6 protein-coding genes are annotated in these 14250 nt (G+C 35.6%); 2 read left to right on the top strand and 4 right to left on the bottom strand.

Annotated elements, in window-relative coordinates; translation table 11 throughout:
• The first annotated feature begins 1 nt into the window (after position 1).
• On the top strand, positions 2-3691 hold the full coding sequence (locus IL45_RS03520) for an ABC transporter permease/M1 family aminopeptidase (RefSeq protein WP_036580380.1): 3690 nt from the start codon (positions 2-4) through the stop codon (positions 3689-3691).
• Between the two features lie 142 nt (positions 3692-3833).
• Entirely contained in the window at positions 3834-5258 is a 1425-nt protein-coding gene (locus IL45_RS03515; protein WP_036580378.1) for an SDR family oxidoreductase, read from the top strand.
• A 53-nt stretch (positions 5259-5311) separates the two neighbouring features.
• Here IL45_RS03515 and ctlX read toward each other — a convergent pair whose 3' ends face one another.
• From ctlX to IL45_RS03495, 4 genes are all read right to left on the bottom strand, one after another.
• On the bottom strand, positions 5312-6253 hold the full coding sequence (gene ctlX, locus IL45_RS03510) for a citrulline utilization hydrolase CtlX (RefSeq protein ID WP_036580376.1): 942 nt from the start codon (positions 6251-6253) through the stop codon (positions 5312-5314).
• Complete coding sequence (locus tag IL45_RS03505; protein WP_036580372.1) at positions 6253-7173, bottom strand: dimethylarginine dimethylaminohydrolase family protein; 921 nt, start codon at positions 7171-7173, stop codon at positions 6253-6255. The genes ctlX and IL45_RS03505 overlap by 1 nt, the downstream gene beginning before the upstream one ends.
• Positions 7174-7302: 129 nt before the next feature.
• Positions 7303-8589 (bottom strand): citrate synthase, encoded by a 1287-nt coding sequence (locus tag IL45_RS03500; protein ID WP_036580371.1) that lies wholly within the window; start codon positions 8587-8589, stop codon positions 7303-7305.
• A 270-nt stretch (positions 8590-8859) separates the two neighbouring features.
• Positions 8860-14091 carry a reprolysin-like metallopeptidase gene (locus IL45_RS03495; protein WP_051788625.1) on the bottom strand — a complete coding sequence of 1744 codons (5232 nt, stop codon included), beginning with the start codon at positions 14089-14091 and terminating at the stop codon, positions 8860-8862.
• Between the last annotated feature and the right edge of the window lie 159 nt (positions 14092-14250).

Below are 14250 nucleotides of genomic sequence, written 5' to 3'. Positions count from 1 at the left end.
CATGTTCTCAACGATATATACACACGAAGTAAAAACCTGGTTTAAGAAACCTCTTTTTTACATATACGCAGGCGTTCTATTTCTATTATCATTATTAATATCTGCACTTGCAGTAGGTGTCTTTGATAGCGATAATGTGACTGTAACAAGTGCCATTAAATTAAATGGAGCGGTAGGTATCTATAGTCTTTTAGGCTTTTTTGCTATACTTACATATCTATTAATCCCTTCAATTATAGGAGGAACAATACAGCGTGACTTTAAGAACAACATGCACAATGTGCTTTATTCTTACCCATTAACTAAATGGAATTATTTACTAGCAAAGTTTAGTGCTGGTATGACGATGACCTTATTAATCATCATTGCTAGTTTAATAGGAATCACCTTAGGTTTTTATTTACCAGGTGCCAATGAAGAGTTAGTTGGTCCTTTTAAAATCATGAACTATCTACAGCCGTTTTTAGTTTATATTATTCCTAATGTGTTCTTTTATGGTGCTATTGTATTTGCCATTACTGCATTTTTAAGAAATGTCAATATAGGCTTTATGTTTGTATTGGTAATGATCATATTGCAATTTGCTGCAGGATCTAGTGTCCCTACTATGGATGACTCTTACTGGGTAGAATTACTAGAGCCTACTGGTGATAGTGCCACTTATAGTCAGATTAAATACTGGACTCCAGAAGAACAAAGCACTCAATTAATACCTATTACCGGAACCTTACTTTACAACAGGTTAATCTGGTTAGGCATATCGTTACTCGTTTTTATCGGTGTTTTATTTGCGTTTAACTTTTCACAAAACCCGACGAGTCTATCACTGGCAAAAACCAAAGCACAGCGCGTCACTAAAAAGAACTTTGGAACAATAACTAAAGTTGTTATGCCACCAGCTACTCAAGATTTATCTTTCTTTGGACAGCTTAAAACGGCATGGATTATTGCAAAATCTGATATCGCATACATTGTTAAAGGATGGCCTTTTATAATTATAGCTTCAGTTGCATTTGCGTTCTCATTATTGACTATGTTAATTACCGGACAGCAGTACGGAACTGATATTTTGCCTAAAACTTGGGTAATGCTTCAATTTGCAGGTGGTATCTTCAGTACGTTTGCTTACCTATTGATATACTTATATACTGGACTAATAATGGATCGCGCAAAAGCAGCTCATATTAATCAATTAGTAGATGCTACACCTACCAGAAATTGGACCATGTTATTATCGAAGTTTATAGCTATGGTAGTCATGGTAGCAACCATTTTATTGATCGTGATCTTGAGTGGTATTATCATTCAGGCTTATAACGGTTTCTTTGAGTTTGAGTTACCATTATACCTTTTTGACCTTTATGTAATTAATATCTGGGATTTCATTCCTTGGATTATGATGTCTTTATTAATTCACACACTGATTAAAAATAAATGGGTTGGTTTAATAGTATTATTAGTTCTTGCCATAGGTATTCCTCCACTATTAGGAGCTATAGGTGTAGAACAAGGACAGTTTATATTTAATCAAGGTGCTGGTTCACCTAGTCCTAGTGACATGAACGGATATGGAAGTGGATTAGGGAAATACTTTACTTATAGAGTTTATTGGATGCTATTAGGTATTGCATTATTTGCTCTTGCGGTATTATTCTACCGTCGTGGTATGGGAACTTCTATGAAAGAACGTATTGCATTTGCAAAAGCACGATTGTCAAAATCAATCATCGCTGTAATGGCCGTTTCCTTACTAGGATTCTTTGCAATAGGTGGTTATATATGGAAAGTTAATAATTTAGACAATGAACAAATCTCTGGTAAAGAGCAAGAGGAACTACAAGTAAATTATGAAAAGGACTTGAGTAAGTACGGTAAAGCACCTCAACCTCGATTAATTGCAGTAAATACCTTTATGGATATCTTTCCAGACACTCGTGATTTTAAAGCTGGAGCTACTTACACACTAGTTAACCAAACTGATGTTGCTATTGACACCTTACATGTTAATTATCCAGATAGACCTACAGAAATTACTCTAGATCTAGAAAGTGATATCGTCAAAGATTTTGAGGATTACAATTACCGCATGTATGAATTTAAAAAGGCGCTACAACCAGGTGATACTTTAATCATGAAGTTTGAGACTGAGAATAAGCCGAATACTTTCTTTGACAACAACTCACCTGTGGTGGATAATGGTACTTTTATTAATAACAGTATTTTCCCATCCATTGGATATAGTGATCAATTTGAAATACGCAATACTCAAGTACGTAAAAAGTATAATCTAGAACCTAAAGATCGTCTTCCAGCACCAGATACTCCAGGTGCAAGAGATAATAATTACATAGGTGGTAATAGTGACTGGATAGATTTTGAAGCAACGGTTAGTACTTCAAGTGATCAAATCGCCATTGCACCAGGATATCTCATTAAAGAATGGGAAGAAGATGGACGTAAATATTATAACTATAAAATGGATTCTAAAATCCTCAATTTCTATGCTTTCTTAAGCGGCCGTTATGATGTTAAGAGAGACGAGCATGATGGTGTGAAATTAGAAATATATTACCATCCAGATCATGACTATAATGTCGACCGCATGATGAGTGGTTTAAAAGAAGGACTAGATTATTATAACGATAATTATACACCATATCAGCACAGACAGGCTCGTATTATCGAGTTCCCAAGAACTGGTGGTGGTTTTGCACAAGCATTCCCAAATACGATTCCTTTTAGTGAGGCGATAGGTTTTATAGCAGATGTTGATGATGAGGATAATGACGCCGTTGATTACCCATTTAGTATAACTGCTCACGAGCTCGCACACCAGTGGTGGGCACATCAAGTGATAGGTGCAAATGCAAAAGGAGCAACGTTACTCTCTGAAAGTTTATCTGAGTATAGCTCTCTTAAAGTCCTTGAAAAAGCAAACGGTAAAGAGCAAATGCGCAAATTCCTTAAAGATGCGATGGATGGTTACCTACTAGGTAGAACTGTAGAGCAAATTAAAGAGAATCCATTGATGTATAATGAAAATCAGCAGTATATCCATTATCAAAAAGGATCACTTGTATTATATGCCATGAGTGACTATCTAGGTGATGAGAAATTTAATGCGGTCATAAAAAGATTTGCAGAAAAGCATCAATTTAAAGGAGCTCCTTATCCAGTTGCAACAGAGTTTGTGAATGATATTAAAGCAGTAACGCCAGACTCATTACAATATCTAGTAACTGATATGTTTGAAACCATTACCTTGTATAACAACAAGGTAAAAGGCGCTACCTATCAAGAGTTACCAGATGGTAAATATCTTGTAACACTAGATGCTCAAGTAATCAAATATCGTTCTAATGAGAAAGGTAAATCTGTTTATAAAAATATCTCTGGTGACAGCCTAACTTTTACACCTGAAGGTAAAACCAAAGCACTACAGTCATTACCACTTGCAGACTATATTGAGGTAGGAGTTTTTGGTGAAGTAGACGAGGACACTGGAGTAGAAAAAGTTCTTTACTTGAAAAAGTTAAAAGTGACTGAGATCTCCAACAATTTTGACATCATCGTTGATGCTAAACCTGTGGAAGCTGGTATCGATCCTTATAATAAGCTGATTGATAGAAATAGCGACGACAACAGGTCAAAACTATCAGAAAAAAAATCTAGCACTACTGCAAAAGAATAAAGTTTTTATTGATTAGAGTAGGTTACCACTTACCATTTTAGAATTGTGTTGCAGCAATTTTAAGATGGTAAGTTTTTTTGTGCCAAACGCTTTTAACAAATCCATATAGAATTACCATACAATTGCTCCTTATCTTTAAGAAATGAAAGTTCTACTCACAGGTGCAAATGGTTACATAGGTATAAGATTACTATATGAATTACTCAAACAAGATCATGAAGTAATCTGTGCAGTGCGCAGTGCAGCACGACTATCGGTTCCACAAGAGATTAAAGATCAAATTAAAATAATAGAAATTGATTTTTTAAACTTAAAACCTCATCAAGAGCTTCCGCAAAATATTGATGTTGCTTACTATCTTATTCATTCAATGAGCAGTAGTACAGAAAGTTTTGACACGATGGAAGCAGAAAGCGCGATGAATTTTGTGCAACTTATTAATAGTACCAGCTGTAAGCAAATTATTTATTTATCAGGTATAGTTAATGAAGATAAACTTAGTAAACACTTGCTTTCGCGAAAGCGTGTTGAAGATCTTCTCTACACAGCAACAGCTGCAGTGACAGTACTAAGAGCAGGAATTATAGTAGGTAGTGGAAGTTCGTCTTTTGAGATCGTGCGTGACTTATGCGAAAAACTGCCTTTAATGATAACACCTAAATGGGTCAACACTAAAACGCACCCTATTGCCATACGTAATGTGATGAGCTATTTAACAGGCGTTTTAGGACGTAAAGACTGCTATAATAACAGTTATGACATAGGTGGTAAAGATGTCCTGACATACAAGGAAATGATGACTCGTTATGCCAAGATGCGTAAAATTAAACTATACATCATCACCGTTCCCATCATGACTCCTAAGCTTAGTTCTTACTGGTTATATTTTGTTACCAGCACTTCTTATAAACTAGCACAAAACCTAGTTAACAGCATGGCGATTGAGGTAGTTGCGCAACCTAATGATTTGAGAGAAAAACTAGGCATTCAACTTTACAGTTATGAGGAAGCACTAGATATGGCATTTGCTAAAATCGAGCAAAATCAAGTAGCTAGTAGTTGGAAAGACTCCATGGTAAGTGGTCGATTTAAACTTAACCTCAATAAATACAAACAAGTCCCTAGCTATGGTTGTTTAAAAGACGCTCAACAGTTAAAAACTGATGATCCAGATGCTGCGCTAGAACGCATATGGTCTATAGGTGGTAAGAACGGATATTACTATGCTACTTTTTTATGGAAAACAAGAGGTTATGTAGATAAACTTATGGGTGGTGTAGGTTTACGTCGTGGTCGTACAAATGCAAATACCATCTATGCAGGAGATTCTTTAGACTTTTGGAGAGTCCTAGTAGCAGATAAGAAAGAGAAAAGATTACTTCTATTTGCAGAAATGCGCGTTCCTGGAGAAGCCTGGCTTGAGTTTGAAATAGATGAAGATGATATAATACATCAAACTGCAACATTCAGACCGCGAGGTATTTGGGGAAGATTATACTGGTATTCTATGCTACCGTTTCACTACTTTATTTTTGCAGGAATGATCAGGCGTATTGCAAAAGGATAAATAAAAAGGGCAGCATTCACTTCTACCCTTTTTCTATACCGATTGAGTCTTAATTACGATTTTGGTAAAAATACCTCAGCCATCATACATCTCACGGATCCACCACCTAAGGTTTCAATAGTTTCAATAGATGGATGCAATATCTCATTATATTTTTCTAGTTTTTTGATCTGGTCTGCAGTTAGCGATTGGTAAGCTTGATCACTCATAATTAGTAACCTATCACCTGCCTCGTTATGGACTTGCATCATATTACCAGCAAATGCGTTTACTTGATTTTCAGTTATCGCTATGACTTCTTTTCCATCTTCTTTAAGATGTTTTAATACATTCTTACGCTCAGATTTATCATCTATACTGTCTAAACAAATGACCGCATAATTCTCTCCTAGCGCCATCATCACATTAGTATGATAGATGGGTAGTCGTTTATCTGCAACTGTTTGGTAAGCTGTAAAGACTACAGGTGTATATTCAAAATCTTCACAAAACTCTATAAATAACTCCTCGTCTGCACGTGGAGATATACTACAATAAGCCTTTTTATTTACTCGATCCAGTAATAAACTACCTGTTCCTTCTAGAAAAAAGCCTTCATCCTCAGCACTAGTATAGTCTATGATGTTTGTAATACTAAATCCTTCTTTCTCTAGCGTGTCTAAAACTTCTGGTCTGCGTTCCAGACGTCGGTTTTCTGCAAACATGGGATAAAGGGCTACATCACCATTTTGATGTGTAGAAATCCAATTATTAGGAAAAATTGAATCTGGCGTATCATTCTTTTCATCGTCTGAAATAATGATCACATGGATCCCTTTGTTTCTTAACGCAGTTGTAAAAGCATCAAACTCTCCTTGAGCCTGGTTATTTGCAATATCATTTTTAATACTTTGGTGCGCCTCTTGATCTTGGTAATAATTATTTACAGCTGTTTGCTCATTTAAACGGAACTGTACCGGTCTTACCATAAAAACCGTATCTGTAATTTGTTTCATTAATCTCTTATTAGTGGTAAAGTAGAACATCTTAACAAGCCTTCTTGTTTAGAAATTTCGGCATATGGAACTTCTTCTACAGTTATTCCATGACTGCGCAACCATGTGTTTAATCGTGTAAAATTCTTTTCAGAAATAACGACATCTGGTGCTATAGAAAAAATATTAGAATTCATGTAATACATTTCTTCTTGTGTAATCTCAAAACAGTTTTCTTTACCAAAAAAATCGACTAAATATTGATATTCTTCTTCTTGTAAAAAACCATTCTTATGAATAATGCATTTTCCGTTACCTACCGGCTGGAAACAGCAATCCAAATGTAATGCGTTGTTATAAGGGTCTAGGTTGTCTTTTCTCAAATTGAAGGAAACGACTTTTTTATTAGGAAAGGTTTTTTTCAACCAGTCTATAGCTTCAACGTTGGTGCGCGCAATGATATAATCTGCATAGTCCTCACCACGATAAGTCCCTACAAAGATATATTCACCATGCAGCATGACATCACCACCTTCAATATGTACTTCTTCTGGTGGTCTAATAACCTTATCAGGATTTATTTGATCAATGATATACTGTATTGCTTCTATTTCTTCCTCACGGTCTGGTAATATATTTGCCTTAACAAAAACATCATTTATTACAAAGCCTATATCTCTTGTAAATATCTGGTTACAATCCTCAATGTGTGTTGGTCTATAGACTTTAACATCATACTTTTGAAAAACGGCATTTACCGCTTCCATCTCGATCACCATGTCTTCATTTGTAGGATAGGTTCCTGCTAGGATGTGCTCGCGTGATTTAGGGTCATAAGCATCCTCTAATGCAGGCACAGGACCGTTGCTTGCAGCTGTTCCTAGTATAACGGCACGCAATCGTGACGTCTCATCAATTACATTAAGATTTAATTTATTCATATTGCGAATTTAATAATATAACAACCACTTTTTTACAAGATCGACAATGAGTTTATCAACTTTATTATCCAATAAAAAACTCCCTAACACAACGCGCTAGAGAGTTTATAAATATTATGATTTAAGATATTATCTTTCAGATACTTCTTTAAATGATCTAGAGTTCTCACCCGTATACACCTGACGTGGACGACCGATAGGCTCTTTATTTTCACGCATTTCTTTCCATTGCGCAATCCAACCTGGTAAGCGACCTAATGCAAACATCACTGTAAACATTTCTACAGGAATACCCATAGCACGATAGATAATCCCAGAATAGAAGTCAACGTTAGGGTACAGCTTACGATCTACAAAGTAAGGATCCTCTAGAGCTTCTTTTTCTAGACCTTTTGCGATATCTAATATAGGGTCATCTACACCTAATGAATTAAGAACCTCATCTGCAGCAACTTTTATAATTTTTGCTCGCGGATCAAAATTCTTATATACTCTGTGTCCGAATCCCATTAAACGGAATGGATCATTTTTATCTTTTGCTTTGGCCATGTACTTTTTAGTATCACCACCATCTTCTTTAATTCCTTCTAGCATCTCAAGGACTGCCTGATTTGCTCCTCCATGAAGTGGACCCCATAAGGCGTTAATTCCAGCACTTAAACTTGCAAAAAGTCCTGCATGTGAAGAACCAACGATACGCACTGTACTTGTAGAACAGTTTTGCTCATGGTCTGCATGAAGGATTAATAATTTATCTAACGCTTGAGAAACGATAGGATCAACAACATACTCAGAATTAGGTTTCTTAAACATCATTTTAAGAATGTTATCTACATAACCCAAACTATCATCGCCATAATCAAGCGGTTGTCCAGTACGTTTTCTTAATGCCCATGCCACAAGAACAGGGAATTTACCCATAATCTTAACAATCGCATTATACATATCTTCTTCACTATCTACATTCACAGATGTAGGGTTAAATGCTATTAACGCACTTGTAAGTGAAGAAAGCACACCCATAGGATGAGCAGACTTAGGAAAACCATCTAGAATTTTCTTTACGTCCTCATCAACATGAGAATTTGCCTTTATGTCTGTATGAAATTTATCTAATTGCTCTTGTGTAGGCAATTGTCCAAAAATCAATAGATATGCTACTTCTAAGAAATCTGCTTTATCAGCTAGTTCTTCAATGGAATACCCACGGTATCTAAGAATACCTTCTTCTCCATTAAGAAAAGTAATAGCACTCTCACAACTTCCTGTATTCTTATATCCCGGATCTATTGTGGTAATACCACCTGTTGCACCTCTTAAAGCCTTAATATCTATGGCTTTTTCATTTTCTGTTCCAGTGATTATTGGGAATTCATATTTATTCCCATCAATTTCTAAGATAGCTTTTTCTGACATTATTATATTTTGGATTTAACTCCTTCAAAAATAATACATAGACCGTTAAGTTGTCGTTAATCGAGACTAGATATTTAACAGATTTAAGAAAATATTTTACTTTTCTATATCGATTTCGACAATTAACTATGATTCGGCAGATATTTATTTGTTAGTGGGATGATTTCAATACGCTTTCGCGAAAGCGTAATTACAATCACAAAACAAAACGACGACCAATAATGATCGCCGTTTCAACTGTCTGATAGTTCCCAAAAACTTATTCAAACATTATTTTACAATGATTTGCAGAGTAGCGCTCTCATCTAAAGTTGAGACTTTAACTAAATACATTCCACTACTTAAAATTGATTGAGGTTTAATGGTAAGGCTGTTATTAAATGTAGCCTCTTGATCGTGTATCAATTGCCCAAGTGTATTATATAAACTTACCTGAACTTCTTTACCATTTAATAAATCGCTTTGAATAGTAAACTGACCGCTACTAACTGGATTAGGAAATAATCTAAGGTCAGCCTGTAGATTTATATCATTACTACTTAATGTAACATTTTCAAAAACGATTTCAAATCTGTTGATATCATTACTTGCTGCATCACCTGGCAAAACATCAAAATCAATAGAGTTAGCACCTTCTACAAGATCTTTACGGTTTGTGGTGTAGTGATCTATTAGTACTGGTTTTACTCCTACTAATCCGTCGATTAACACTTGCATGGTGTACTGAGTTGCCCTAAATCGATCAGTTAGTAAGGTCATATGATCTCCTACAACTGGCATTATATTTTTATCAATACTCAATAGATTTCCATTGTTGACTATCGCAAGAGTTTCATCTTGATTATAAAACTTTACAGCATCGCTTTGATCTATTTGAGGATTATTTGCACTATTTATTCTTCTTACAGTTTGGTCAACAATAGTTTGGGTACTGCGATTCACCAGACTTATAAGAACACTTGAATTGTTTTGTGGCTGATTGAAAATATTATTTAAATCTTCACTCACTTTTTTATGAGATTCTTTAAAAGTAATATTTGCTGCACCAGTCGCTTGAATAAAAATAGACTGTCCAGGTTGTAAATACTTATTTGCATTACTAGCAAAAGGTATAGGATCACCGTTAAGAGTACTCATGTCAATAGTAGCGTATGCTCCTCTTGTGTTTAAATTAGGATCCCAATAGTATGCAAAATTCACATTAACACCAGAAGTTGATACATCATTAAGAACAGTTTTAAAGTCAACATTTGCTTGGTATGGATTTGCTATCATTATAAAATCTCCATTACTGGTAGCTAGTGAACTATTAAAGTCACCTAAATGCAAATTACCTTTTGCTCTTAGTGTTGTATTGGTAGCTGCAGGAGCATTTTGAGTAATATCAACCGTCCTATCTCCTCTTACCATTAAACGATATGCAGTACCTACTTGTAACTTATCTACATCTGTGTTGGGTTGAGATGCCCAAACAGAATTTACGGCATCATAAGTAAACATAGATGGATTACCTGATGCTGTTAGATCAAATCCGTTTGCACCAGTAAGTGATCCTGTTATATGTGTACCTAATCCAGCTATCGCTGATCCATTTTCTTGCCAGTTTTCATAAATTGAATTAGTTGAATTCACTGAAGAAGCTACTAACCTAAATGCTCTTTTTGCAGGAATATATCGCTCTACCTGTACAACTCCATTAATAGTAGCACTACTGGCATCATCTAATTGAGCAGTTCTATTGACATCACTACGGAAAACTATGTTTCCGTTAGTATTTATAGTAGTACTAGCAGGCGTAAATACATCATGTATATTCATTACTGCAGTTATTGATATTGTATTTGAACCTGTCATCGTTACTTGACCTATGTCGATAATTCCATCACCTGATATAGACTGTGCACCAGAACCTGAAAAAATAAGCTGCCCATCAGTTGCACCTATATATCCATCAGTTGAAAAATCACCTAAGACAGTGAGGCTATTATTAAGGAATAAACTATTTGCATTCCCTATAACTTGAAAATTATTAATTTGAGAATCCGTACCAATAATAGCTAATCCATTTATTACTTGTGCGTTTAGAGAACCGGTATCTGCGTTAGGAGCAAAAGGTGTCCATCCATTATCATAAATTAAAGTAGGCTCTTCAATAGCTATATTAAACGTTTGAGCATTCATTAATGTATTAGCATTACCTAACACAGTAAAGTCAAAGCTATCTGTAAGCATCATTTCAGTTGAATCGTGATTATAGACAATTCTATCATTATTAAGATCTGATTGTGTAAAAGTATCTCCTAAATTAAGAGCAACACTACTTAATTCTAGACCACCTTGTTTAGGTAATCGCGTAACAACGTAAACCATATTTGCGTTAGTCGTACCTGTTTGTTGAGTTCTAAGTAGAGTCTGATCGATTATTGAAGTTGCTCCATATGCCGTAGTTAATAGATTGTTTCTATTATTATCGATATCATTTACATATTGTAGTCTTCCACAAACAGTAACACTGAATTCATTAAAAGTACCACCTGTACCAGAAGTTCTATCTGTTGCCAACAAAACCCATTCTCCTTGAGCACTTAGCCCGTTAAATCTTGAAAAAGCCTGTCCAGGTCTTAAATTCCCGGTTAAAGCACCTGTATAACCAGGATTACAAGCAAAAGCTGCAGTTCCTTGATCACTAACAATCAAATCAAAATCTCTACCGGCAGCACATTCTCTATTATATACCTCTGAAAAACGGCCTGACGGTGAGCTTAACTGCATTTTGATATGTCCAGTATCATTATGATCTGCACGCATGTAAAAGCTTAAATTAGTAATCTCAATATCGTCGGGAACATTTACACGTGCACTTACTGCGTTAACATCTGTCTCCCAGATATTATCATTGTTTTCAAAGTATTCATTATCATAGACATTACAGACATCTTGAGCTGTCTGGAATGCAGCTATTGATGCTATTGATCCGGTAGCACAACCATTTGAAGGTGTTATCCTCCAATAATATATTTGAGAAGGATTAAGTGATGTAGTCTGTAATGATGTCTCATTAATAACTGTTGAACTTTCTATAATTGAAGAGAAATCAGACGTTGATGAAACCTCTACTAAATAGCTTGAAGCACTAGGTAAGTCTTGCCATTCTAATATAGGATTTGCGACCTGATTACCAGCACCATTTAATGGAGATAGGATTACAACCTCGCCTACACCATTATCAAATACTTTTAAGTTAAACTCTTCATCAATGGTAGCAGAGTTTGCAGTCGCAACTACTCTAAAGTTGTATAAATCTGCGTCTACTTGATCTGTTCCTGTTACTACTACATTTACCGCTGTAGAGCTTGATGCAGAAGAAGGATTAAAAGTCGCTGTAAGTCCAGATGGTAATTGTAAAGCACTAAATGTCACTACTTCATTAAATCCAGGTGCTGCATTATAGTTAAAACTAAAACTTGCGTCAGAAGGCTGACATGTAGAGATATCAACCGATGGAGCTGATAATTCAAATGTACCTTCTTTAATCTGGAAGTTTCCATTATTAACATTATAAAAATAATTATCTACAGCTTCTACCATTATTCTAGCATTCTCTGTTTTTGCGCCAACTGGGATATTTACTGTACTAGACCCAACATTAGGAACAGCTGAAGCAAGTGTAAATGGATAAGTGTATCCTCCGTCAAGTGATAATAGGATATTAACCTCAGTCGCTAGCTCTACTCTATTAGTACCTGAAACGTCCCAAGTAACAGTTTGATTTTCTCCCTCATACCATATATCGGTAAGGACTGGAGTATTTACCACAAATGCTCCTATTCCTTGAATATCACGAGGCTTCACAGCTACAGTACTTTGACTTGTCTGACCACCAAAAGGATTATTATCTCTAATTGTCACTATAAACGTCATATCCCTACCTACAGAAGAGATAGTTTCCCATTGATCATCTACACCATTTAATACCTCTTCAAGGTTTGGGAAATATCTAGTAGGATCTGCAGTACCAAATTTAGACCTAAACATAGGACCAGTAGTATTTGTTGATAATGGCGGCTGCGGAGAACCTGTAGCCGCATCTCCACCTGTATCTAATTGTTCCCAATTATAAGTGTAAATCTCACCATTATCTGGTGCTTGAGAAGAAACAGCAGTTAATTTAAATGGAGTTGAAACAGGTAAAAATTTATCTGCGAGCGTTACTGCGTTTGGTGCTGTAGGATTATTTGATCCTAAATTAATTTGATCATCACAAGTGTCACTTGCGATATTATTATGCATTTGCTGCAAACTAATAGCATGGAAGTATGCGTCACTGTTCTCTTGAACATTAGGAGCGCAAATCCCAGCATACCCCATGATTGTGCTAGCACTACCTGTTTCATATGGTGATGATGATGGTGAACCACCAAAACAACCATTATAGAAAGTATGTTCAGCACTAAATTGATGGCCTATTTCATGACATACATAATCGATATCAAATGGATCAAATTCTGGTGTTACAATTCCTGTAACTCCTCTACCTTTAGTACTTGCACAAGGACTTTGGCCAGCAATTCCACCACCACCAGTAGAAAAAACATGACCTATGTCATAACTAGCAGTCCCGATCCTATTATTGATGTTACTAGTGTTTGTCCCTAACATCTGAGAACCACTATAATTATCATAAGGATCTGCAAAACCTTGATTATTTTGATCATTGAAATAAATCAACCTATCATTATTTGCAACTAGTGTAAATCTAATCGACATTTCTTGCTCATAAACACTGTTGACACGTGCTAGAGTTACTATAATAGCCGCAAGAGCATCTGCCCTAGCATCTCCATTAGCCGCATTACCATCATCATGATAAGACGTATATTCTGATGTTGCTGCAATAGCGATTTCATACGTCCTAAAGGCTCTATCTCTAAATGCTTTAGTTTGAAATTCACTTATTTCTGGCATATTAGCATTATTAACTAATTCATCAGTATGACATTCAAAACTTAAATCCGTTCGCACTAAGTCACGACGGTTGTACACCATGATATCATCAGGCGTCACTTTAGAAAAAGGATCCATATATAGAATACTTTCTCCTGTAATTACACCTCTAAATCCTTGAGGCGTTATCGTAAAATATATTTTATTTAATGATGTACTAGAGTAACCGTAGTAAGAATGGATATCAGGAAAATCAGTCATTAACTGTGATTCCATCGCTCCAGCATCATATACATTAAATGTTTCGAATTGGTCATTACCTATCGGAAAATCTACCGCGATTGAAGCGCCACCTGAAAATCGATCTACAGCGCCTTCCAATTTTTGAACTAACACATCTGGATTGATATGGTATAAATCATAACTAGCAGGTTTTATCGGTCTTTGAGCATCTGTTAAAGACGGTAATCCGTCTTTAGAAAAGTTTTCCCATATCACGCCTTGACTATAAGACAATGATACAGAAAGAAATACAAGAATAAGTACTATTTTTTTCATGTTTAATCGTTTTTGGGAAGCACAAGTATGCGACACTAAAACGATAAAAACAACATTTAGACGATAAAAATGAATTTTAAAGTGTTTTTATTGCATTTCATCGATACAAAAAAAGCCACTTATAACAAGTGGCTTTAAAATATTTGCTTTCGCGAAAGC

Source organism: Nonlabens ulvanivorans (genome assembly GCF_000732625.1).
GTDB classification, from domain to species: Bacteria; Bacteroidota; Bacteroidia; order Flavobacteriales; family Flavobacteriaceae; genus Nonlabens; species Nonlabens ulvanivorans.
This window is presented reverse-complemented; position numbering and strand designations above follow the sequence as displayed.